The following is a 24148-nucleotide window of genomic DNA, read 5'->3' as shown; positions in this document are numbered from 1 at the left end:
TCTGAATAAAATTTTCCCTGACCCTTCAGTTTTTATGATTAGATTGTTGCCTGAGCATATTTCCCACGGTTACCAATTCATATCCCTGGTCCCGTAACCCGTCAATGATGGCCGGTAAGGCTTGAACGGTGGGAGCTGTGGGGTGCATCAGCACAATGCCGCCGTTATGAGCCTTGTTAATGACTCTGTCCCTGACCACATCCGGACTGGGGCGCTGCCAGTCAATCGTGTCGATGCTCCACAATATCGTTTGGTAACCCATTTCCTCGGCCGCCTGCAGTACGGCCGGACCCCTCTCCCCGTATGGAGGAGCGTATAAAGCAGGTTTCTCCCCCGTCAGGTCCCGGATAATTTTTTCCGCCCTGGCGATATCACGTTTATTTGCTTCACGGGACAAATGATCCGGGTGCGGGTGGGAATATCCATGACTTCCAATTTCGTGACCTTGCAGGTAAATTTTTTTCACCAGTTCCGGAAATTTTTCCGCCCAAGTACCGCCAATGAAAAAAGTCATTTTTACATTTTTTTCTTCCAATATTTTCAGCATGCTGCCCACATACTCTTCTCCCCAGAAAATATTGCAGGTCAGTGCCATCGCTTTGATATCCTTGCTTCCCTGGTATACGGGTTCCGAAACGACGGGCGCATCCTTTTTCGAGGCTAATGATATCAAAACCAGTAACGCTGATAGCAAACAGAACCAAAATAAATACCATAAAATTCGGTACCGGCTGATAACCCAAATTATCCCGTACCCCTCCCCAGATTTATTTCTACAGTGGCGAAATGATGCAACCTAATTAACGTATATTCTCGTTTCGCCCCTTAAATGTTAATAAACCCGTTTTTTTCAGTAGCAGGTTTTAACAACTTAACCACCACCTGCTAAAGCAGGTGGGATTGGTATCGACTGAAAGTCGACTTAAGCATGAGTACCGCAAACTAAAGCACCGCCCCATGGCAGGCCGCCAAGAAACCCGCGGTTTCAAGGCGGTCGAATACCAATTCCAATCGCCGGTCAAGACCGCTCGAAGGCCACGACTTTGGCATGTCTCCACCAGAGTTCGGGCCGTTTGAAATCAACTCCATGGTCCAACCTGCAGAGAGACCACCTGTTTGGTTCCTTTAAAACCCTGCTGCGCCAGCCCGGGTATTCACCCCAGCTGGTACGGTCTTCCTCACCGATTAAAATATATGCCCGTATTGTTTCAGCAGCCCTGAAATCCCTGGTCCAATCTTCACCAGCCGGCATCCAGTTGCATATAACAAGCCGGGGCTGATACCTGGCGATTGCCTCCCGGTAGTTCATTTTTTGCGGTAAAAAGTCGCTGTTCAATACCCTTTCGGGCAACGGCTTTTTGTAATCATCCACCGCGATGATGTCAATACCCCTGTTACGCAGGGCCCTGGCCAGATCCCCGCTGCCGGCATTGACCTCTAAAACGGGTTTCAAGCCCAGCTGTTTTATTTCTTCCGCCAAGGCGTCATTAAATTCCCTGTTTAAAATCTGATCAATACCGAAGGCTTTGCAATAGGCCGCCAGCACGGATAGCCTGCAAATCACGGCATTTTCGCGCCAACTGGCCTCGGGATTATATTTATACGGGCAATCGGCGAAATTGTTTTTCAGCCACTTTTTCTCCTGGTTGATTTTTTCACGCAAGGTTTTATAACCAAATAGTTCCAGAGACATATTTACCTCCCGGAAGCAGAATTTCAAGTTTTATTTAATACAAAAAATAAAACCCCCAACATTGTTCGGGGCATTACATGTTAATTATGCCTGTTGTTGCTTACCCGGCGCTGTGAGGGGCGGTTTGAGCGGCGGTTTTCTCTGGTTTTTTCCCTGCCGTTTATTCCCTCGGGGGGCGGTGTGGCATCCTTTCTGGATAATTTTAACCGGCCCTGGTTATCGTAACCGATTACTTTAACCTCGATCATGTCTCCTTCTTTGACCACATCCTCTACCTTGCTCACCCGCTCATGGGCCAGCTGTGATATATGCACAAGACCTTCTTTACCCGGCAGACCCAGCACACCGGGAATTATCTCGACAAAACAACCGAAATCCGTAATCCGCACAACTTTGCCCAGGTAGATTTGACCGGTTTCCACGTCCCTGGTAATGGTTTGGATGATATCCAGGGCCCGCTTGCCCGCGTCGGGATTGACCGCGGCGATAAATACCCTGCCGTCATCCTCAATGTCGATATCTACTCCCGTTTCCTCAATAATTTTTTTAATGATTTTGCCTCCCGGACCGATAACTTCCCTGATCTTGTCCGGATCAATGACGGTGTGAATAATCCTGGGTGCATAAGGAGATAAATCAGGCCTCGGGCTGGCAATCACTTTGGTCATTTCGCCGAGGATATGCATTCGCCCTTCGTGGGCTTGGTTGAGCGCAACCTGCAAGATCTCCCTGTTGATCCCCGGAATCTTGATATCCATTTGCAGGGCGGTAACACCCTTGGCGGTACCCGCCACTTTAAAGTCCATATCGCCCAGGTGATCCTCAATCCCTTGGATATCGGTGAGAACGGCAAATTCATTTTCTTCCTTGATCAAACCCATGGCAACACCCGCCACGGGTGCCTTAATGGGAACGCCGGCGTCCATTAAAGCCAGGCAACTGGCGCAAACGCTGCCCATGGAAGTAGAGCCGTTGCTTTCCAGAACCTCGGAAACCAGCCGGATGGTGTAAGGGAATTTCTCTTCAGTTGGTATAAGCGGTTCCAGGGCACGCTCCGCCAGTGCACCATGACCGATCTCCCGCCTGCCCGGCGAACGCATCGGTTTGGTCTCACCGGTGCTGAAAGGCGGAAAATTATAGTGGTGCATAAACCGCTTGGATTCCTCTATCCCGAGGCCGTCCAGGATCTGTTCCTCGGAGATGGCGCCAAGCGTTACCGTGGATAAAACCTGCGTTTGCCCCCTGGTAAACAGGCCGGAGCCGTGAGTCCGCGGCAATATGCCGACCTCCACGGAAATAGGCCGAATTTCATTCAGAGCCCGGCCGTCGATCCGTACCCGGTCAACCAGTATATACCTGCGCATAATTTTCTTTTCCACGTTTTCCAACACATTAATTATAGCCTGGTCCTGTTCCGGGTAAGTTTCGATAAATTCGGCCAACAATTTTTCCTTCACTTCATCAAGCAAGGTTTCCCGTTCTTTCTTGCTAAGCTGCTTGACAATGCACTCCTGGATGGCATTCTTAATTTCATCCATGGCCCTTGCCGTAACGCTGCTCTCCAAATCCCCGGCTACTTCGGCCAGTACAGGCGTATACTTTTCTTTGGCCAGGTCCAGTTCCAGGGCTTCCCGCCTAAAGTCCCCGATGGCGTCAACGATTTCACGGACTTTGTCGTGGCCGAACATAATCGCTTCCAGCATCACTTCTTCGGGCACTTCCTTGGCGCCGGCTTCCACCATCATTACGGCGTCCCTGGTACCCGCAACCACCAGGTGCATGTCGCTTTTTTCAGATTCCGCCACATTGGGGTTAATGATGAACTGGTTTCCCACCCGACCCACGGTGACGGCTCCGATGGGACCGTTGAAAGGTATTTCCGAGATATGCAATGCGGCCGAAGCACCGACCATTGCCGCCATTTCCGGCGGGTTGTCCTGGTCCACGGATAAAACCAGCGCGATCACTTGTACCTCATTGCGCATTCCTTTAGGAAACAGCGGGCGAATCGGCCTGTCGATCAATCGGGAGGTGAGAGTGGCCTTTTCACTCGGGCGACCTTCCCTTTTGATAAATCCTCCCGGTATTTTTCCTACCGCGTATAGACGTTCTTCGTAGTCGCAGGTCAGCGGGAAGAAATCCAGTCCTTCCCTGATCCGCTTGGCCATTGTGGCGGTGACAAGGACCACGGTTTCCCCGTAGCGGACCAAAACCGACCCACTCGCTTGTTTGGCCATTTTGCCCGTTTCCAATTGCATAATTCTTCCGCCGATTTCAATTTCTTTTATTAATACTTTCTGCTGTTGCATATCAGGTCTTTATCCCGGTCTTAAAGATTCGGTAATTTAAAATTACCTGAAGCCAGACGGGTATACCTCCTTTCCGTCAAGGTTAATTTCCAGGCATAATTAGATTATAGCAACAAAATACTGTGATTCTACATATTTAGTATTATATCCTGCTTAAATTATAAAAAATACATGGCGTTAAGGCTGGATAACATAAAATGTAAAAAAGCGGGTATGACCCGCTTTATTTACGTAAACCAAGTTTTTCAATTAAAGCACGGTACCTGTTAAAATCTTTGTTTTTCAGGTAATTTAATAGAGCTCGGCGCTGGCCGACCATTTTTAATAACCCGCGCCTTGAATGATGATCTTTCTTATGGTTTTTTAAGTGCTCCGTAAGATGATCGATGCGTTTGGTAAGTATCGCTACCTGCACCTCAGGCGATCCGGTATCGGTTTCATGCAATTTGAAGCTGTCGATAACGGATTGTTTTTCATTTACCGATAAAGCCACGGTGCTCACCCCCTTATTATTTAATCGCTGCTAGCCAAGTTAATCGTTGGTGATAGACGCATTCCCTAGCTAACAGTTCATACCCAAAAGCTTTACTTGCCGATAATGGTAATAACCAACCGGCCCGCCGGAATATCCTTGGCTACAATATCAAACATACGCCCCGATCTGGCAAAAAAACCTCTGAACCGAGTTGCCGTAGGGATACGCCCTGGTATACCATTAGCGGCGTTGATGATATCGGCGGTGGTGATTTTATCCTGGCGAAAATCATGCAGCCGCTTACGAGCGTGCTCGGTAATAATTACTTTCATGTCCATTATATCTTAACTGGTTCCGGTCTGGCAAGAAAGTTCATCCTCTTCCTGTGCCAGAAATGCATACAGGGCGTCCTGAAAGGCTACGAGTTGGACATTTTCGATATCCGACTGCAGGTAAATTTTCTCCAGTTCCTTTTTTAAGTTTTGGAAATCCTCGCTAAGGCAAATCAGGGCAATATGATTAAGCCATTTTTTGATTTCTTCTTCCGGCGAATCAAACTTGGGTACCCCCATTACGAAACGTCTCCTTTCAATATATTTCGGGACGTTTACTGTAAAGGTACTGTGATATTGTAGCATAATCCGCCTTACAAGTAAACTTAATAAAATATATTAGGGCGGCTCGGAATTTATACTTGCCCGGAAGCATCCGCGCGGGCTTCATTGATATCCCTTTGAATCTGCTCAATTAATTCCCCGGCTGAATGAAATTTTTTTTCATCCCGCAACCGCCTTGTAAAGTAAACCCGGATGTTACTGCCGTACAAATTTCCCGAAAAATCAAGCAAATGCACCTCAATGGTCCGGTTGTAAGCCCTTCCGTGAAATGTCGGCTTGACTCCAATATTGGCCACACCCAGAAAAATATCTTTGCCTACTTTTACTTTAACCGAATACACGCCGTTGGCCGGGACCAGAATATTGCTTTCAACTTCTATGTTGGCGGTAGGAAAACCGAGGGTGTTGCCGCGCCTTTCCCCGTAAACCACTTCTCCCTCGATGAACGGGCAATAGCCGAGGTATTTTGCGGCCTCTACAATCTCTCCGTCGGCCAGTAAACTCCTGATCAAAGTACTGCTCACCGGCTGGCCATCTATAGTCACCGGTTTAATAACTTTAACCTCAAAACCGAGGTTTTTACCGTACTCTATCATTAATTCGGGCGTACCCCTGCCCATATGTCCAAAAGTATAATTGTAACCCACAAAAACGGCACGCACCCCCAGATGCCGGTGCAAAACAGTAACAATAAAATCTTCCGGGCTCATCCGGGCAAAATCAAGGGTAAAAGGTACCCAAATCAAAACCTCAATCCCCAGGTCCGCGAACATTTTTCGCTTTACATCCCGCGACAGGATCATCGGAGGCACCTCTTTGGGTTTTAGAACCTCCATGGGGTGGGGTACAAAGGTAAATACGGCCGGTATGCCGCCAACTTCCCGGGACCTTGCTACCAGGTCACCGATTAATTTCTGATGCCCCAGGTGTAGCCCGTCAAAATTGCCCAAACCAACAACAAGATTATTGTGTTTTTCTTTTAACCCCAACCAGTTGCTATATATTTGCACCGCTGAATAACCTCCACATAATATGCTTAAACCAAAACCTTAACCGGTTGAATTATGTAATGGCCGGGCTTATCAACATCATGACCGACCCTGGCCAGGGCCAGCAAACCTTCATGCCCTTCCAAGCAGGCCATCTGACCGGCAGAAAGCTTGTTTTCCACGGCGGCTCCGGGCAAAATTATACTATTCCCGTGTTGCACAGCGGATGCAAAATTTTCCTCCAGAAAAACCCGGGGTAAATGTTCCAGAGCTCTCTGGACCGGTATCAAGGCATTTTCCAGGGAACCGGCATCCAGAAGTTCTTTGAGATATTCCAATGTCACAGAGTCCTCCAGTTTAAAATTACCTGCCCGGGTACGCAACAAAAAAGACATGTATGCGCCGCAACCCAGTTTTTCGCCCACGTCATGACAAACGGTCCTGACATATGTTCCCGCGGAACAATGAATATCAATCAATGCCCTTGGCAAGCCGGACCGGTCATGGTAAAAATCAACAAGTGCGATTTTATATATGTAAACAGCGCGGGGCTTCCTTTCCACTTCTATCCCCGCCCTGGCCAATTCGTATAATTTTTTACCCCGGTATTTGATGGCCGAAGTCATGGGAGGTACCTGCTCGATTCGACCGGCAAAGTACTGCAGGCAATGCTCAACGTCGTTCACAGTTAGGCTTCCTGCACCGGCGGTCCCAACCACATCGCCGAAAGCATCCTGCGTAGTGGTGGTCAAGCCAAAGGCCACCTCCGCTCTGTAGCTCTTATCACCGGGCAGGTACTGAACAATCCGCGTCGCTTTCCCCAGGCAAACCGGCAGTACGCCGGCGGCCCCGGGATCCAGTGTGCCGGTATGACCAACTTTTTTTTGGCCGGAAAGCCCCCTAATGAAATTTACAACATCGTGACTGGTCATACCGGGCGGTTTTAACACATTGATAATACCGTTCATTTACTCCAATCCCTCAGGGCAATCAGTGCGGCTTCATATACCCGCTGTTGTATTTCATTCAGGTCGCCTTCCATGATGCAGCCTGCCGCCCGGGAATGGCCACCACCGCCAAAGAGGGAGGCCAGTTTGTTGACATCCAAATAATATTTGGAGCGAAAACTAATCTTATATTTATTATTTTCCATTTCCTTAAAAAACAAGGCCAATTCAACGCCTTTGATCATTCTGGGATAATTGATCAACCCATCCACATGCTCATCACTGGCATGCAACCTGTTTAGCGTATCCCTGCTGATAGACATCCACGATACTCTTCCACAAGGGCTGATGTTCAGGGTTTTTAGAACCTCCCTCAGAACCAGCATGCTCACCAGCGGTTTCTCTTCATAAAGCAGCTTATTGATGCGCGCGGCCGGTATGCCCAATTTCATCAATTCGGCCACCTGCAAATGCGTTTTCGGGCCGGTATTATCATAACGGAACGAGCCCGTGTCGGTTATAATGGCCACGTAAAGGCAAGATCCCATCTCAACGTCAATTTTCACGGGAAGCAATTTTAAGAGGTCGTAAATAATCTCGCCCGCGGCCCCTGCTTCCGGATCGTTCAGGTAGATATGTCCAAAAACAAAAGCGCCGGCGTGATGATCTACGGTGATAACACGCCCGGCCCGGTGCAGCAAATCCTTGAAATGACCCAGCCTATCCGGCACTGAGCAATCAACGGAAACAAAAACGTCAAACTCGTCCTGTTCCTTAACTTCCAGGCGTATTTCATCCGCTCCGGGCAGAAAGGAATATACTTCCGGCACCGGGCCGGGGCTTAATAACACCACGTCCTTACCCAACTTCTGCAAGGCCCGGCCGAGGGCCAGCACGGACCCCAGGCAATCACCGTCAGGCATAACATGCCCGCATACGGCCACTCTTTGGGAGTGGCATAAAGCGTCAGCGGCCGCGGAAAGCAATTTCTCCCGGTCATCCATTTGAACTTTTAACCTCTTCTATCAGTTCAATCACCCTGGCCCCGTGCGCCATTGATTCATCAAGTTTGAAAGAAATCTCGGGTACATGCCTTAACCTGATGCGCCGGCCCAACTCCGTCCGAATAAATCCCTGCGCTTTTTTTAAGGCGGTCATGGTCAAATCCCGTTCCTCGTCTTTGCCGTACACACTGACATAGATTTTGGCGTATTTCAAGTCACTGGAAACATCCACGCCGGTAATCGTAGCAAAGCCGATGCGCGGGTCCTTCAATTCCTCCCTTAATAGATCGGACATTTCTTTTTTAATGGCCTCGGCCAATCTTTCCGGCCGGTGGGACATGTTAATCCCCCCCTTTGCATGTGGTTTATCCAATCACGCCAGTTCCCGTTTAACCGCTTCCATGATAAAAGCCTCGATCTGGTCTCCTTCCCTGATGTCATTAAATTTTTCCACGGTCATACCGCATTCGTACCCCTGTGCAACTTCACGGGCGTCATCTTTAAAACGTTTCAGAGATTCAAGAACACCTTCGTGAATAACAATACCGTCGCGAATCACCCTCACCCCGGCATCCCTGGTTATCTTGCCTTCGGTGACATAGCACCCGGCTATGGTTCCTACTTTGGATACCTTGAATGTCTTCCTAACTTCAGCCCGTCCGAGGGTAACCTCTTTATATTCGGGATCCAGCAAGCCGCTCATGGCCGCCTTGATATCCTCAATGGCGTCGTAAATAACGCGATACAGCCGGATGTCCACTTTTTCCGTTTCAATAGCTTTCCGGGCATTAACGTCCGGGCGGACATTGAATCCAATAACAATGGCGTTTGATGCCGACGCCAGCATAATATCCGTCTCGGTTATCGCCCCCACGCCGCCGTGAATGACGTTAACCCTGACCTCATCCGTACTGATTTGCTGCAGCGCCTGCTTGACCGCCTCCACTGAGCCCTGAACATCGGCCTTGATGATAATATTGAGTTCCTTGACCTGGCCTTCCTGTATTTGAGTGAACAGGTCATCAAGCGATACCCTTGGCGCGGCTATCCTCAGTTCTTCTTCACGTTTTTTGACCTGCCGCTCGCTAATAATTTGCCTGCCCAGTTTTTCATCTTCCACGGCAAAGAACAGTTCACCCGCGGGCGGAACCTCGGAAAATCCCAGCACTTCCACCGGCATGGACGGACCGGCTTTTTTCACCCGGCGGCCGGTGTGGTCCATCATGGCCCGGACCTTGCCGTAAGCCACGCCGGCAATGATGAAATCACCGACCCGCAAAGTTCCGTTTTGCACCAGAACCGTGGCCACCGGCCCCCTGCCTTTATCCAACTCGGCCTCAATCACCGTTCCCCGGGCCGGCCTGTTGGGATTGGCTTTGTATTCCCCGATTTCGGCGACAAGCAGAATCATTTCCAGTAGTTCATCAAGATTTCTTTTTTCCTTGGCGGATACTTCGACAAAAATTGTATCCCCGCCCCATTCCTCGGCAACAAGGTTATATTCCGTCAGCTGTCGTTTAACCTTTTCCGGGTCGGCCTCTGGTTTGTCAATTTTATTTACGGCCACAATAATAGGTACTTCGGCCGCCCGGGCATGGTTAATCGCCTCTACGGTTTGCGGCATTACCCCGTCATCGGCCGCGACAACCAGCACAGCGATATCAGTGACCTTGGCCCCCCTGGCGCGCATAGCGGTAAAAGCTTCATGACCCGGTGTGTCCACAAAGGTAATCTTTTTGCCCTTGTGTTCCACCTGGTATGCACCGATATGCTGGGTGATACCCCCCGCTTCCTGGGCCGTAACGTTGCTGTGGCGGATGGCGTCAAGCAGCGAGGTTTTTCCATGGTCGACATGGCCCATAATAGTAACCACGCACGGCCTGGGCTGCAAAGATGCCGGGTCATCCTCCGGTTCCTGCAGCAGCAACGCTTCCTTATCCATTTCGACCTTGACTTGAACCTCAAAGCCCAACTCGTTGGCGACAAGGGTGGCTGTATCGGCATCGATTTCCTGGTTGATAGTGGCAATAACCCCGAGTTCCATCAATTTCTTGATTACCTCGGAAGAGCTCACGGCCATTTTTTCCGCCAGTGATTTAACGGTAATAGTCTCGCCAATGGAAATTGGTTTTTTCTCCCGCACGGCAGCAGGCTCGATATGCTCCTGGTGTTCCGTTCTCTTCTTCTGTCCTTTGCCGCCTTTCTTGTAGGCAACCTGCTTGTCGATTCGGTCTTCCCTGTCGAAATCCTTTTCAAATCTGGATTTGCTTTCCTTTTCTTTGAAAGCCTGCTTTTCAAATTGTTTAACCCGTTCCTGGGCTTTAGTCTTTTCCAAAGCTTTAATTTTATCCGGCTTGCCCTTCTCCGCCGATTTCAGCCTGCCACCTGCGCGGGGCACCGGCGAAACATTTTTGGCACCGCCCGCAAAGGGTTTCTGGTTCTTCGGTGGTTTGACGGCATCGTTTTTCCGTTCGGCCAAAGCCCTATCGGCAGTTTTAGCCCGTTCCTGGGACAAAACGGCCGCCTTTTGTTCCGGTTGGGCACCGGCGACGGGCTCGGGTTCAGGCGGCTGAACCGGACGAACCGGAGGCGCCTGTTTTGGTTGGTCCTGGTTGCCGGGGGCGCCTTTCTGGTTGACCCCGGGCTGGGCGCCCTGTTTTTTTTGCAACGCGGCTCCGCCCCTCGCTCCGCCGCCGGCAAGCGTGCGTAAAGGCTTTTCGGTAAACCTGCGGTCCGGCGGCCTGGCAGGAACCCGGTCCACCAACCCGGGGCCCCGGTCCTGGCGATGACGCCGCTTGCGCTGGGCTCCACCCTGCCTACCCGGCTCTTTTCCGCTGCGGGTCTGCACCTGCTCGCCTTCCGGCGCTCTGTTTTTAACATCAGCGGCTTTAGGTTTGCCGTAATGGTTTTTAATTCGTTCTATTTCCTCATCTTCCAAGGTGCTCATATGTGACCTGACATTGATACCCATTTGGTGCAGTTGCTGCAATATTTCCTTACTTTCTATGTTAAGCTCTTTAGCCAGTTCGTGGACACGTTTTTTTACCATGCAATCACCTCCGAATGTTTAGGACATACATAAGCCGGCCTCTCCCCTTTCCATCGCTCCGGCAATACCCCGGGCTAGCTGTTCGTCCGTAATCGCTGCCACAGTACGAGGTGCTTTTCCTAATAAAGTTCCCAGTTCGTTCTTTGAAGCGTAGTAGAAAACAGGGATGTCCTTTTCCTTAGCCAACTGCAAAAAATTATCTTGTGTGCGTTTAGCCGCATCGCGAGTTAAAATTAATAGTTTAACTTCATTTTTCAGGATACTGTTCCGAACGGCGGTGTCGCCGCTAACCACCTTTCCGGCGCGCCTGCACAGGCCAAGCATATGAGCAACCCCGCCGGCCATCACCGGTTCATCCTCTCCATTAAATCATTTTTAATTTCCTGGGCGATGGGCTGCTTTAATGCCTTTTCCAGCCTTTTACCCTTCAAGGCCTTTTCCAGGCATTCCGGGCTATGACAGATGTACGCGCCACGTCCGGAACGTTTGCCGGTGGAATCTATTTCAATTGTATCCTCCGGTGTTCTCACGACTCTGATCAATTCCTTTTTGGGCTTCATCTCCTGGCAGCCCAGGCACATTCGCTGCGGAACCTTTCTAACCTTCGGCAAGTTTATACCCCCTATTCCATAAACTCCTCGGAGAATAAATCAGCATAGTCGGGATATAACTCAGCCATCTGGCTTTCGCTTTTGATATCTATTTTCCAACCCGTCAGTTTCGCCGCCAGGCGAGCGTTTTGCCCCTCTTTGCCGATGGCCAGCGAAAGCTGATAATCGGGCACGATCACCCTGGCCACCTTTTCATCCTCCCAGACCTCCACCGCCACAACCTTGGCCGGGCTCAGCGAGCTGGCGATAAACTTTGAAGGGTCGGGGTCCCACTTAATAATATCAATTTTTTCTCCGTTGAGTTCATTTACAATGGCCTGCACGCGCATCCCCTTGGGACCGACGCACGCTCCCACCGGGTCCACGTTTTCGTCCCTGGAGTATACAGCTATTTTAGACCGGTATCCTGCCTCCCGGGCCACGTTTTTCAGTTCCACCACCCCTTCCTGCAACTCGGGCACCTCCAGCTCAAAGAGCCTTTTCAAGAGTCCCGGATGGGTGCGGGAAACAAATATTTGCGGACCCTTGGTGGTTTTTCTAACCTCAATAATATAAACTTTGATCCGGTCGCCCTGTGCATAGGTTTCACCCGGCATCTGTTCGGCCGGGGTAAGAATGGCCTCGGTTTTACCCAGCTCAATAAACACGTTTTTCTGTTCAATACGCTGCACTATTCCAGTGACAATGTCACCGTCCCGGTTGGCAAACTCTTCATAAATAATATTACGCTCCGCCTCCCGGATGCGTTGCACCACCACCTGCTTGGCGGTCTGGGCCGCAATCCGGCCGAAATCTTTCGGCGTAACCTCCGTTTCCACCACGTCATCCAACTCGTAACGGGGATCGATGGCCTTTGCCTCGGCAAGGGATATTTCCAGGCGCGGGTCCTCAACCTTTTCAGTGACGCTGCGCTGGGCGTAAACTTTACAATCGCCCGTTTCCCGGTCGATATGCACCTTGGCGTTTTGCAGCGATCCAAAATTTCTTTTATATGCCGAAAGCAACGCTGCTTCAATTGCTTCCAGTAAAACGTCGACCGAAATTCCCTTTTCCTTTTCCAGATCCCTGAGAGCCTCCAAAAACTCGGTATTCATTTACCGTTTCCCTCCAAAATTACATTGCCTCAACAAATTTGGAACCATAACGTATACCGCACCCCTTCCCCGCACCTATTCAATCAATCATGGGCACCAAGCGGGCCGAAGCAACCTGTTCCATTGGTATTTCCACATCATTGCCCCCGGTTTCCAGGATAATGGCATGGGAGCTCGCCGTAATTAACTTGCCTTTAAATTTACGCTTGCCATTAACCGGTACATAAGTGGTTACATTTACCTCTTTACCGGCAAACCGTTCAAAATCGGCCAGCTTTTTAAGCGGCCTGTCCAGACCCGGCGACGATACTTCCAGATAATATGATTGCGGGATGGGGTCTTTTTCATCAAGCAGCGGGTCAATTCTTTCAGAAACGCTCTGGCAATCCTCCAGCCCAACACCACCCGGCTGATCAATAAAAATTCTTAAAATCCACCGGCCTCCTTCTTTCAAGTATTGTATATCGACAAGCTCAATGCCCATGTCATCTAGAACCGGAGATATAATTTCCTCTATTTCCTGTACCACTTTGCTCTTTTTCACCGTTATCCCCCCGGTAATTATAGTAACAAGCGTGCCACTGATTTGTGGTTTTTCCATTAGTATAAGACGAAAGAGTGGGTATTACCCACTCCTTCAGCAATGATCTCATCCGGGAAAAACGTGGCTGCAAAAATAATTTTGCAAACGCACAAAAAAACAGCATTAAACTAAAATTTATTGTACCATAAAAGATAAAACTTGACAAGGTGCCACTAGACTCAAGTGAGTCTAAGAACCGCCCGCAGGTTACACGGCGCTAAACTATTGTAATTTTTCTCCGGGCATCTGATTAGAATTAATACGAGATGCGCTGGTCTTAAATAACTTTCAACCTTTCAACACCTGGCACCAGAGGTGAAGGAGATGGTACGCAAAAAGAAAGACCTGCTCACCTTGCTGTGGACCTTGCTGGCCGTATGTTTTGTGCTGGCCATGATCAACCAGCCAAGGGTGGTTTACCAGGGGGCAACCACCGGGCTCATAACCTGGTGGGAAATTGTGTTTCCGTCTTTGCTGCCGTTTTTCATTGCCTCGGAGATTTTAATGAAGCTGGGTCTGGTGCGCTTTATGGGGGTGCTGCTGGAACCGGTGATGCGCCCCCTGTTCAACGTGCCGGGTGCCGGGGGATTCGTCATGGTCATCGGGTTCACCAGCGGTTTTCCCATCGGCAGCATGGTTACCGCCCAGCTGCGCAAACAGGGTTTATGCACCAGGGTGGAAGCCGAGCGGCTGATGAGCTTCACCAACAACTCCAGTCCCTTATTCATGTTGACCGCCGTAGCGGTGGGCATGTTTAAACAACCGGAGCTGGGGATCGTCATCGCGGGCGCCCACTACCTGGCCAACATCTGCCTGGGGTTTTGCCTGCGTTTTTATGGCCGAAACGACCGGGAATACAGCTGCGCGGTGCACGGACAAGAATGGTCGCTAAAGCAGGCTTTTCACGCCCTGCTGGAGCACCAGCGACGGGAAAGCCCGGCGCTCGGGAAATTGCTGGGCGAAGCTGTATCCTCTTCAGTCAATAAACTAATCAACATCGGCGGTTTTATTATTTTATTCGCCGTCATCATCAGACTTTTCAATGAAGCCGGCATTATCGACCTGATCGCCTCGGGAATCGGCCTGTTGCTCGTCCCCCTGGGCTTTTCGCCGGAGATATTAAACGCGCTGGCCAGCGGTTTTTTCGAAATGACCATTGGAACTAAAATCGCATCCGAGGCCGCAACAACCCAGCTGCAAAGTTTGATGGCGGTGGGCATGATCCTGGGCTGGAGCGGGCTGTCCATTCACGCCCAGGTGGCCAGCATGATCGCCGGAACGGACATCAGTATGAAACCTTTCATATTCTCCCGCATTGCCCACGCCTTGCTGGCGGCCTGTTTCACCTGGCTGTTCTACAGACCGGCAACCGTCTCCGGCGCCGCGGCCCTGCCGGTCGTCGCCCCGCTGATCAATTCTTGCAATTGCTCTACGCCGGCTGTAATCGCCGTTTACCTGTCGGTTATGGTTTTATTGCTCTTAATGCTGGTTTTGATTTCGCTAATTATACAACTGTTCCTAATGGCATTACGGTTGGTGTCACGGGTGTTTTAATTCCGGTTGCGCTATGCAACCGGATTTTTTACGTTTATTCCGCCAGAACCGGAAACTTTCTATTTTTGGTGCCGGGAGCCGGTTTAATACATTTTCCGGCCCCTTGCGGGAAAGCATAACACAAACTGGCGTTAATCAAGTTTGCTAAGAAGGTGAAAAAATGACCGACCTGACCGGTTTTTTCAATCCCGGTTCCGTAGCCGTCGCGGGCGCTTCCAAAACACCCGGGAAAATCGGTAACGCCATTGTTAAAAATATTATCAGCAGCGGTTATGCCGGTAAAATATATCCCGTCAACCCCAAAGCGGAAGAAATTGAGGGCCTGACCTGTTACCCGGATATCAAGTCCATCGGCGAGCCGGTGGACCTGGTGGTGGTGGCGGTCCCCGCCGCCAAAACCATCGACCTGGCCCGGGAGTGCGGTGAGAACGGCGTCAAACACCTTGTGGTAATTACCGCAGGGTTCAAGGAAGTGGGCAAACAAGGCCTGGAACTGGAAAAAAAGCTGGTGGAAATCTGCCGCACATACGGCATGGGCATGCTCGGCCCCAACTGCGTGGGAATGATGAACACCCACGCACCACTAAACGCTTCTTTTTCCGCCACCTACCCGCCCGGGACGGGAGATATTACCTTTATTTCCCAGAGCGGGGCCATGCTGGTGGCCATCCTGGACTGGAGTGTCAAAACCGGGCTGAGTTTCAACAAGGTCATCAGCCTGGGCAACAAGGCTTATCTTACCGAGGCTCACTTTATCGAGGCCGCGGCAAAGGATCCCACTACCAGGGTAATTCTCTGTTACATTGAGGACGTGGCCAACGGCGAGCATTTTTTGGAAGCGGCCGAAGCGGCAACCAGGGAAAAGCCGGTAATCATACTTAAATCCGGCACCAGCCAGGCCGGCGCCAGGGCCGCCTCTTCGCACACCGGGGCGCTGGCGGGCAGCGACCTGGCTTATGAAACCGCCTTCCGCCAGTGCGGGGTTATCCGCGCCCGGAGCATGCCGGAACTGTTTGACCTGGCTGTTGCCTTTTCCGAACAGCCGGTGCCGCCGAACCGCAACGTCGCCGTGGTTACCAACGCCGGAGGCCCTGGCATTGTGGCCACCGACGCAATAGAGAACCAGGGCCTCGCCATGGCCAAGTTTTCCAAGGAAACAATCGACGAGCTCCGCCAAAATCTCCCGGCGGAATCAAATATTTATAACCCGGTGGATGTGCTGGGCGACGCCGGGGCGGACCGTTACCGGGTGGCCCTGGAAAAGGTGTTGGCCGACCCGTCCGTGGGCAGCGTGGTGGTGCTCGTTTGCCCCACGGCGGTCACCGACCCGCTGCCTACCGCCCGGGCTATCGTGGACTTGCACCGGCAATACCCGGAAAAACCCGTCCTGGCCGCGTATATGGGCGGCCCGATACTGGCCCCGGGCGCCGAACTGCTTTCCCAAGAAGGCATTCCCTGTTTTACCTTTCCCGAGCCGGCCATCAGGGCTATCAGCGGCATGAGCCGTTACGCCGAGTTCAAGGAACCGGGTTATGACAAGGACGAAACCGGAACCGACGGCGACCGGGAAACAGTGTCCGGCATATTTGATCATGTCAGGCAAGACGGGCGCCTGGTTTTACTCGGCAGCGAGGCCTACCGCGTGGTGGCGGCCTACGGGGTGCCGGCGGCGCCGGTGGAGCTGGCCACCTCCCCCGAAGAGGCGGTGGAACTGGCCGAAAAAGTCGGTTATCCCGTCGTGCTCAAAGTGGCCTCCCCGAAAATATTGCATAAAACCGATGTGGGCGGGGTTAAAATCGGGCTGGAGGACGCCGGGGAAGTCAGCCGTGGATACATTGAAATCAATGAAAACATCCAGCGCTATTTGCCCGGTGTGGTTATCCACGGCATAGAGGTTCAAAAAATGATGCCCAAGGGCACGGAACTCATCGTAGGCATGTCCAGAGATATCCAGTTCGGGCCGTTGATCGCCTTCGGACTGGGCGGCATTTACGTCAATTTGCTTAAAGATGTGAGTTTCCGCCTGGCCCGCAGGCTGACGCGCCGGGAAATAAAACAAATGCTGGCCGAAACCAAAGCGTACACGTTGCTTAAAGGTTACCGGGGGGAAAAACCCGCCGATATCGACGCAATAGTCGATATTATCTCCAGGACGGCCCGCCTGGTTACCGATTTTCCCGAAATTACCGAAATGGACATCAACCCGGTATTTGCATATACAAAGGGCGCCTCGGCCCTGGACATTAAAATAACAATATCGTGAGGTGTTGATAATGAAAAACTTGTTTGTTCTGGGAAGGGCGGGCAGCGGCAAAACCGCCGTTGCCGTGGGCCTGGCGCTTAAATTCAAGGAAATGGGCTATAAAGTGGCCTACTTCAAACCGGTGGCCAATTTATGGGGCACAGGCGAGAAAAAGGACGAAGATGCCCTGTTGATGAAACATGTGCTGGACATGCCCCAAAACCATGACGATATTGTTCCCCACATAGCGGGGCCCTCGTACCTTTCCACCTACCGGTACAATGAAACCATGGACCGGCTGCTGGCCGCCCACGAAAAAATATCGGCCGGTGCCGATATCGTCATCACCGGCGGGGCCGGTCATCCTTACATGATGTCGACCCTGGGACTGGACGCGGCCACCCTGGCCCGCAGGCTGAACGCGGCGATTATGTACATCATTAAGATCAAGAACGATTTCAGCCTGGACGAAGCCGTCTTTATGAACAACTATTTTACCGGGCAGAACATTACTACAATCGGCAATATTTTCAACAACGTCCCCCGCCCGCTGCTGGCCAAAACTGAAGGAATATACAAACAGAGGCTTGCCGACAGGGGCTACCGCACCCTGGGCATCATTCCGGCCCGGGCCGGCTTTGCCAATCCGACGGTGGCCGAGTGTTACGAGGCGCTTGGCGGGGAAATACTTACCGGCGAGGATAAAATGGACCGCCCCGTGGAGGACCTCATCATCGGCGCCATGACCATCGAAAGCGCCCTGGGGTACCTGCGCAGGTCTCCCAACAAAGCCTTCGTCACCGGCGGCGACCGGGCCGAACTGGCCCTGGCGGCGTTGGAAACCAGCACCTCGGTGCTGATCCTGACCGGCGGGCTGTACCCGGACGTGAAGGTAATCGCCAGGGCGTCCGAAAAAGGCGTGCCCATCCTGCTGGTGCATTATGACACTTATACCACTATTGAAAAACTGGCGGAAGTTTCCCGGCATATCCGACCGGGCGACCGGAAAGCGATTAACACCGCCAAAGAAAACATCGACAAGTATGTCAACTGGCAGGAGATTGTGGACCAGCTGAAAAAGTAGGAATAAATTTGCTGCCAGGCTGGTGAAATCTTCCGCTCAAAAACAATTACAGCACCCCTTATAACCTAACCAATAGGGGGTGCTGTAAAACTATTACCGTATATAAAAACGCTTCTCACTCAATAAGTAAAATCCGGGCATTCTTCCATGATGCTGCTTATTTCCCTTGCTTCATACCTTTTAATTCGTTCCTGCCTTCCTGGATCTGGGTCATAATCCGGCCCAGTTGTTCCTCCAGCCCGGCCAGTATTTCATCAGCATAATCCCTGGCGCCCTGTTTGATTTGCATGGCCACCTCTTCAGCCCGTTGTTGGATTTCCATGGCCCTTTCCTGGGCTTTTCGAGTGATTTCGGATTCATCGGCCCTTTTTTCCAACTGTTTCTCGGCGTCCTCAATAATGCGCAGGGCTTCCCGCTTGGAATCGGTGATCACCTTTTCCCTTTCTTGAATGACCCACCTGGCCTGGCGCAATTCCTCCGGCATGGATGTCCTGATGCGGTCGAGATAATCCAGCAACCTGTCCTCATCCACCAGAACACGCCTGGTCATGGGAACTTTGGGACTTCTTTCAATCAATTCCTCCAGTTCATTCAGAATATTAAACAACTCCACAAAAGATCCCCCCCGCCCCTTATCGGTTCTTGAATTTTTCCCGTAATCTCTCCGCAACAACCGGTGGCACCATATCCTTGACGCAGCCGCCGAAAGAGGCGACTTCTTTGACCGCGCTGGAGCTGATAAAAGAATATTCCGCCCTGGTCATCAGAAAAACCGTTTCCACCGAAGTCTGCAATTTTTTATTGGTCAGCGCCATCATAAATTCGTTTTCGAAATCGGAAATGGCCCGGAGACCCCTGATGATGGCCTGGGCCTCATTTTTCTTGGCAAAATTAACGGTTAACCCGTTAAAAGCGTCAACTATAACATTATAAAAAGGCTGCGTCACCTCTTTAAGCATGTCCATCCGTTCCTCAACGGAAAAAAGCGGTTGTTTACCCGGGTTTAAAGATACTGCAACAATTAATCTATCAAACAGGATCGCCGCACGCTCAATGATATCGAGATGTCCGTTGGTGACCGGGTCAAAGCTGCCCGGGTAAACGGCTATTCGCAATTTTTGTCCTCCTCCGCAATGGGTTTATAAAAAGCAAGCGCTGTATCCCCGTACTTTTCACGGCGCGCCAGCGTAAAGACCCCCGCTTGTTCGGGGACAGCCTCACCGGCGCCGGTTTCCAGGATAAAAATTCCGTTCTGGTGCAACACCGGGTACTTGTTTAACATATTCAATGTTTGACCCGCCAGTCCCTGCCGGTAAGGAGGGTCCGCAAAAATAATATTAAAAATATAATTTTTCCGGCACATCCATCTTAATGCGCTTTCCACGTCGCGCCGGATAATTTCGGCGCCCGCCCCCAGGCCGGTTAGTTGTAGATTTTCCCTTAAAACATCCACTACCCGCGGGTCGTTTTCCACAAAAACTGTTTTGCAGGCACCGCGGCTGAGAGCTTCAATACCCACTCCGCCCGTTCCGGCATACAGGTCGGCAAAGCAACTCCCCGGCACCAGGTTGGTGATGATATTAAACAGCGATTCCTTGACCCGGTCTGAAGTGGGTCTAACCGGCAGTTTTCCGGGTGATTTAAGTCGCCTTTTCTTTGCAATTCCGGCAATAACCCGCAAAAATTTTCCTTCCTTTCCACTTTAAACAGCATAATTATATCATAAACAGGCTTAAAAAATCGATTAATACCTTGCCCGGATTATTTTTTAAGTAAAAAAATGTGCATATTAATCCAATCAGGGGTAAATAAATAATATTATTAAACATGTTAAATACTAATTTATGTGATCTTATCAGACCAAACAGCTTGCAGAGGTGATTTTTCTGGACCGTAAATTCCTGCAAACCATGGGTGTCAACCTCGACCTGGCCCTGGAGGCCAGGGAAATCATCCGGGGCGAAACCGGGCAAGAAGTTCCGGGCGTGCGAGTTGATAAAGAAACTTACGACCATGCCACGGTCACCATTGTACATATCGAAGATGAAAACGCCCAGTCGATGATGGGCAAGCCGGTGGGCAAATACATTACCATCGAAGCGCCGGTGATCAGGGAAAACAACCCGGCCGCCCACCGGGAAGTGGCGGAAGTGCTCGCGGAACAGCTTAAAAAAATGTTAAATAACTTATCCATGGAAGCGAATGTACTGGTCGTCGGGCTGGGCAACTGGAATGCTACCCCGGATGCGCTCGGCCCCAAGGTGGTGAATAAGTGCCTGGTAACCAGGCATTTATTCCAATACGCTCCACAAGAATTACAGGGCGGTATGCGCCCGGTCAGCGCCATTGCCCCCGGAGTACTGGGTATAACCGGCATTGAAACCTCGGAAATCATCAGGGGCGTGGTGGATAAAACCAAACCGCAGCTGGTTATCGCCATAGATTCACTGGCGGCGCGCAGCGTCGACCGCATCGCCACCACCATCCAGCTGGCCGATACCGGTATCAATCCCGGCTCGGGAATCGGCAACAAGAGGTCGGGAATCAACGAAGAAACCATGGGAGTAAAAGTAATCGCCATCGGGTGCCCCACGGTAACACACGCAGCTATAATCGCCCAGGACGCCATCGAGAAATATATCAAGAGCACCACCGGCTGGGCCGGAGACCCCACCGAAGCCGTCAAGCAAGTGCTGGAACCGTTTGGAGGCAACCTCACGGTGACCCCCAAGGAAATCGACACCTTAATCGAGGACGTCTCGCATATTGTCTCCGGCGGCATTTCCATGGCCTTGCACCCGGGCGTTGACCCGGAAGATTACGCATATTACCTCCATTAATGCTTTATAAAAGCAAAAACAAGCGGCCTGTTAACCGCTTGTTGGCAAAGCCCCCCGCCAGGCAACTCTGCATTAACACCTGCTTCGAACAGTTACCTGACAGGGGCTTTGTAAACCCAACATTATATTATTTATTAAGGAGTCGGTTGTTTATTGGTAACTTGCGGGGTAGGAGGCACGGTCCCCTGGGCCAGGCTTTGTTCATAGGCGGCAATCATTTTCCGCACCATGTTACCGCCGATTGCACCGTTAACCCGGGAAGGCAGGTCGCCCATGTATCCTCCCTGGGGAACCTGGATGCCCAGCTCGGCAGCGGTTTCCCACTTGAATTGTTCCATGGCCTGAGAAGCCTGGGGGATCAGCTTTCTATTCCTGGTTTGTCCTTGTGCCACTTAATTTCACCTCCTTTTTATTTAACTGAGTCTAGTATTAATCTTTTTAAAAGCTTTTATGTGAGGTACTTTTTTCACCGATTGGTTCGGGTATAAATTGAACCAAGAAAAAACCTGCGCTATCAAAGCAATTCCATGGATAACGCAGGTTTGTCGGGCTGTTGTCAAAACCTTTTTTATTTACCATATAATTTGTCAAACAGTTTCTGAAAAAATTTAACTGGTACTCGTATCTGACGATCCGGCAGTTTCTTCCTTTCGTTTCGCAATTTTACTCTTGTGGCTGAAGCAGCTATTAATCAGCGCTTGCTACAAACAGCCCAACTACTTCTTCACGCCCTAAGGGGTCATGGCTCTGGGGATATGACGGTATCATTGGGGACATACCTCCGACCCCAAAGCTTTGCCCTAAAGAGGAGGTGTGTCCCCTGACCGCTATTCCGCATCCAGTGCTCCACTCACTCCAGAAATCCGCCTGATCGCCATGCAATTCGTGCGGCATTAGTGTCTGTCAACAAATATGAAAATAGTTTTCTTTAACACGATCCATGTCACGGAGGTATAGCTTAAGGGGCAGGTTATCCCCGGAGCCGAGCTCCGGGTCGGACTCCACCAACTCCAACGCGCGGCGCCTGGCCGCCTGCATTATTTCCCGGTCGCGGACCAGGTCGGCCAGCTTAAACTCGGGCAGGCCGGACTGCTTCACACCGGCCATGTCACCCGGCCCCCGAATCTGCAAATCCCTTTCCGCAAGATAAAAACCGTCCTGGCTGGCTTTCATGGCCTTGATGCGCTCCGCCGCCTCCCTGGAGCGCAGGCGGGCGGCCAGGATGCAATGCGATTGCTCGCTGCCCCGCCCCACCCTGCCCCTGAGCTGGTGCAACTGCGCCAACCCAAACCGGTCGGCGTCAATAATAACCATTACGGTGGCGTTGGGCACATCCACCCCAACCTCAATTACCGTGGTACTTACCAATACATCGATGCGCCCGGCCCGGAATTCCCGCATTACCCGGTCCTTTTCGCCGCTTTTCATCCGCCCGTGCAACAGCGCCACCCGGCAGTCCCGCAGCTCGCGCTCGGACAGCCTCCGGTGCAGTTCCTCCGCCGCCTGCAAATCCATTTTTTCCGATTCCTCCACCAGCGGGCAGACCACGTAAGCCTGACGGCCCGTTTTAACCTGCCCGGCCACAAAATTATATACCCTGGGCAGTTCTTCGGGGGCAACGTAATAAGTGCGCACGGGCCGCCGCCCGGGGGGCAGGCCGTCGATCACCGACACATCCAGATCACCGTAAACGGTCATGGACAGAGTGCGCGGTATGGGCGTAGCCGTCATAATCAGCACGTCCGGGCGCACGCCCTTTTCCTGCAGTATCGCTCGCTGTCTGACCCCGAAGCGATGCTGCTCGTCGATCACCACCACGGCCAGCTTTTGAAAAATCACGTCCTCTTGTAACAGCGCCTGGGTGCCCACCACGATGGGCAGGCGGCCGGAAACAATATCCTCCAGCATGGCCGCCCGCTCCCTTCCCGGCATCCCGCCGCTCAGCAAACCCACCCGCACGCCCAGGGATTCCAGCGCCCCGGACAGGGACAGGTAATGCTGTTCCGCCAGCACCTCGGTGGGCGCCATGAAAGCCCCCTGCAAGCCGCTTTCCACCGCCCTGAGCAGGGTCAAAACAGCAACCACCGTTTTACCGGAACCCACATCACCCTGCAGCAACCTGTGCATGGGGTATGGGCTGTCCATATCGGATACAATTTCCCCGACCACCCTTTGCTGCGCCCCGGTCAGTTTGAAGCCGAGACCGGCCAGGTAACGATTTCTCAGTTGATCACCCGCTACGTAACGGTGGTTTTTTTTCATCCGGGTAAAATTTTTACGCAACAGGGCCAGCCGCAGTTGGAACAAAAACAACTCTTCAAAAATAAACCTTCGCCGCGCCTGTTCCGCCCGGGCACGGTTATCAGGGAAATGTATTTGCTCCAATGCCTCCGGCAAAGGCATCAGGTTTTCGGCCGTGATCAGCCGGCCGGGTAAAAATTCCCGGTAAGACTCCCGCCATTGCCCCAGCGCCTCGTATACAAACGTCCTGAGCATCCGCTGGGTTATTCCCGACGTGGCAGGATAAACCGGCACGATTCTTCCCGTATGCAACATTGTACCTTCGCCGCTCATCACCTCGTAATCGTGCACCTGCACCTGGACGGCACCGTATCCCCGGTCCAATTTACCGCTGAGCAGCAATTCCACACCGGGCTTGACGGTTTTTTTTACGTGCGGCTGGTTGAACCACACCGCGTAAAAAATGCCCCGCCGGCATTCCAGTGCCGCCCTGGTTACGGTCAGTTTCTTACGGGGGCTGGTTTCCTGGACGTTCAGCGCCCGGCCCAAAACCGTTATCATTTCACCGTCGGCCCGGTCGAAGGGTGAAACCGGACGGCTGCGGTCCATGTATTCCCGGGGAAAGTGGTACAACAGGTCGTGCACCGTATGTATTTTCAACCTGGCCAGTTGCTCCGCCCGGCGAGGTCCGATCTTTTTCACGTATTTCACCGGGACGTTAAAAGGATTACCGGTTTGCGTGGTACTCATTGCGCGTTCTCTCCAAAACTAATTTCTTGGCAAAATCAAGCTTTTGTTGCGCCGCTTGCGGAGATC

24 protein-coding genes are annotated in these 24148 nt (G+C 51.6%); 4 read left to right on the top strand and 20 right to left on the bottom strand.

The features are described 5' to 3' along the window. Positions 1–25 precede the first annotated feature (25 nt). The 15 genes from IT084_RS05240 to rimP form a co-directional block, all read right to left on the bottom strand. Positions 26–673, bottom strand: coding sequence for a polysaccharide deacetylase family protein (locus tag IT084_RS05240; RefSeq protein WP_243276767.1), 648 nt, complete (start codon positions 671–673; stop codon positions 26–28). A 345-nt stretch (positions 674–1018) separates the two neighbouring features. Then, entirely contained in the window at positions 1019–1693 is a 675-nt protein-coding gene (locus IT084_RS05235) for a hypothetical protein (protein ID WP_195711778.1), read from the bottom strand. Positions 1694–1773: 80 nt separating this feature from the next. Further along, positions 1774–4002, bottom strand: coding sequence for a polyribonucleotide nucleotidyltransferase (locus IT084_RS05230; protein ID WP_195711777.1), 2229 nt, complete (start codon positions 4000–4002; stop codon positions 1774–1776). Between the two features lie 223 nt (positions 4003–4225). Continuing rightward, on the bottom strand, positions 4226–4495 hold the full coding sequence (rpsO, locus tag IT084_RS05225; RefSeq protein ID WP_195711776.1) for a 30S ribosomal protein S15: 270 nt from the start codon (positions 4493–4495) through the stop codon (positions 4226–4228). Between the two features lie 92 nt (positions 4496–4587). Then, positions 4588–4809 carry a hypothetical protein gene (locus tag IT084_RS05220; protein ID WP_195711865.1) on the bottom strand — a complete coding sequence of 74 codons (222 nt, stop codon included), beginning with the start codon at positions 4807–4809 and terminating at the stop codon, positions 4588–4590. Between the two features lie 12 nt (positions 4810–4821). Then, entirely contained in the window at positions 4822–5049 is a 228-nt protein-coding gene (locus tag IT084_RS05215) for a hypothetical protein (protein WP_195711775.1), read from the bottom strand. Between the two features lie 116 nt (positions 5050–5165). Continuing rightward, positions 5166–6104 carry a bifunctional riboflavin kinase/FAD synthetase gene (locus IT084_RS05210; RefSeq protein WP_195711773.1) on the bottom strand — a complete coding sequence of 313 codons (939 nt, stop codon included), beginning with the start codon at positions 6102–6104 and terminating at the stop codon, positions 5166–5168. Between the two features lie 26 nt (positions 6105–6130). Then, on the bottom strand, positions 6131–7051 hold the full coding sequence (truB, locus tag IT084_RS05205; protein WP_195711770.1) for a tRNA pseudouridine(55) synthase TruB: 921 nt from the start codon (positions 7049–7051) through the stop codon (positions 6131–6133). Beyond that, positions 7048–8034 (bottom strand): bifunctional oligoribonuclease/PAP phosphatase NrnA, encoded by a 987-nt coding sequence (locus IT084_RS05200; RefSeq protein ID WP_195711768.1) that lies wholly within the window; start codon positions 8032–8034, stop codon positions 7048–7050. Before IT084_RS05200 ends, truB begins: the two co-directional genes overlap by 4 nt. Next, positions 8027–8374 carry a 30S ribosome-binding factor RbfA gene (gene rbfA, locus IT084_RS05195; protein WP_195711766.1) on the bottom strand — a complete coding sequence of 116 codons (348 nt, stop codon included), beginning with the start codon at positions 8372–8374 and terminating at the stop codon, positions 8027–8029. Before rbfA ends, IT084_RS05200 begins: the two co-directional genes overlap by 8 nt. Before the next feature lie 33 nt (positions 8375–8407). Continuing rightward, positions 8408–11083 carry a translation initiation factor IF-2 gene (gene infB / locus IT084_RS05190; protein WP_195711764.1) on the bottom strand — a complete coding sequence of 892 codons (2676 nt, stop codon included), beginning with the start codon at positions 11081–11083 and terminating at the stop codon, positions 8408–8410. A gap of 18 nt (positions 11084–11101) precedes the next feature. Further along, on the bottom strand, positions 11102–11428 hold the full coding sequence (locus IT084_RS05185; protein ID WP_195711762.1) for a ribosomal L7Ae/L30e/S12e/Gadd45 family protein: 327 nt from the start codon (positions 11426–11428) through the stop codon (positions 11102–11104). Further along, entirely contained in the window at positions 11428–11694 is a 267-nt protein-coding gene (rnpM, locus tag IT084_RS05180; protein WP_195711760.1) for an RNase P modulator RnpM, read from the bottom strand. Before rnpM ends, IT084_RS05185 begins: the two co-directional genes overlap by 1 nt. A gap of 11 nt (positions 11695–11705) precedes the next feature. After that, positions 11706–12788, bottom strand: a complete 1083-nt coding sequence (gene nusA / locus IT084_RS05175) for a transcription termination factor NusA (protein WP_195711758.1) — start codon at positions 12786–12788, stop codon at positions 11706–11708. 79 nt (positions 12789–12867) lie between these two features. Continuing rightward, complete coding sequence (rimP, locus tag IT084_RS05170) at positions 12868–13332, bottom strand: ribosome maturation factor RimP (RefSeq protein ID WP_195711757.1); 465 nt, start codon at positions 13330–13332, stop codon at positions 12868–12870. Between the two features lie 363 nt (positions 13333–13695). On the opposite strand from rimP, the gene ylbJ reads away from it, so the two are divergent. The 3 genes from ylbJ (at position 13696) to IT084_RS05155 (ending at position 18251) form a co-directional block, all read left to right on the top strand. Further along, positions 13696–14925: a sporulation integral membrane protein YlbJ gene (ylbJ, locus tag IT084_RS05165; protein WP_195711756.1), complete on the top strand. Its 1230-nt coding sequence runs from the start codon at positions 13696–13698 to the stop codon at positions 14923–14925. A gap of 160 nt (positions 14926–15085) precedes the next feature. Continuing rightward, entirely contained in the window at positions 15086–17188 is a 2103-nt protein-coding gene (gene acs / locus IT084_RS05160; protein WP_195711755.1) for an acetate--CoA ligase alpha subunit, read from the top strand. A gap of 10 nt (positions 17189–17198) precedes the next feature. Further along, positions 17199–18251: a phosphotransacetylase family protein gene (locus IT084_RS05155; RefSeq protein ID WP_195711754.1), complete on the top strand. Its 1053-nt coding sequence runs from the start codon at positions 17199–17201 to the stop codon at positions 18249–18251. Positions 18252–18408: 157 nt separating this feature from the next. On the opposite strand, the gene IT084_RS05150 is transcribed toward IT084_RS05155, so the two are convergent. The 3 genes from IT084_RS05150 to rsmD are packed head-to-tail and all read right to left on the bottom strand — an operon-like array spanning position 18409 to position 19932. Beyond that, a complete protein-coding gene (locus tag IT084_RS05150) occupies positions 18409–18864 on the bottom strand; it encodes an ATPase (protein WP_195711753.1) in 456 nt (151 codons plus the stop codon). Positions 18865–18883: 19 nt separating this feature from the next. Beyond that, positions 18884–19366 carry a pantetheine-phosphate adenylyltransferase gene (gene coaD / locus IT084_RS05145; protein WP_195711752.1) on the bottom strand — a complete coding sequence of 161 codons (483 nt, stop codon included), beginning with the start codon at positions 19364–19366 and terminating at the stop codon, positions 18884–18886. Beyond that, positions 19357–19932, bottom strand: coding sequence for a 16S rRNA (guanine(966)-N(2))-methyltransferase RsmD (rsmD, locus tag IT084_RS05140; RefSeq protein ID WP_195711751.1), 576 nt, complete (start codon positions 19930–19932; stop codon positions 19357–19359). Before rsmD ends, coaD begins: the two co-directional genes overlap by 10 nt. A gap of 205 nt (positions 19933–20137) precedes the next feature. On the opposite strand from rsmD, the gene gpr reads away from it, so the two are divergent. Further along, on the top strand, positions 20138–21091 hold the full coding sequence (gpr, locus tag IT084_RS05135) for a GPR endopeptidase (protein WP_395879473.1): 954 nt from the start codon (positions 20138–20140) through the stop codon (positions 21089–21091). Positions 21092–21225: 134 nt separating this feature from the next. On the opposite strand, the gene IT084_RS05130 is transcribed toward gpr, so the two are convergent. Then, a complete protein-coding gene (locus tag IT084_RS05130; protein ID WP_195711750.1) occupies positions 21226–21483 on the bottom strand; it encodes an alpha/beta-type small acid-soluble spore protein in 258 nt (85 codons plus the stop codon). A 511-nt stretch (positions 21484–21994) separates the two neighbouring features. Next, a complete protein-coding gene (gene recG, locus IT084_RS05125; RefSeq protein WP_195711748.1) occupies positions 21995–24082 on the bottom strand; it encodes an ATP-dependent DNA helicase RecG in 2088 nt (695 codons plus the stop codon). Positions 24083–24148 lie beyond the last annotated feature (66 nt).

This window comes from Desulfallas sp. Bu1-1, assembly GCF_015594625.1.
In the GTDB taxonomy this organism is placed as follows: domain Bacteria; phylum Bacillota; class Desulfotomaculia; order Desulfotomaculales; family Desulfallaceae; genus JADNRQ01.
This window is presented reverse-complemented; position numbering and strand designations above follow the sequence as displayed.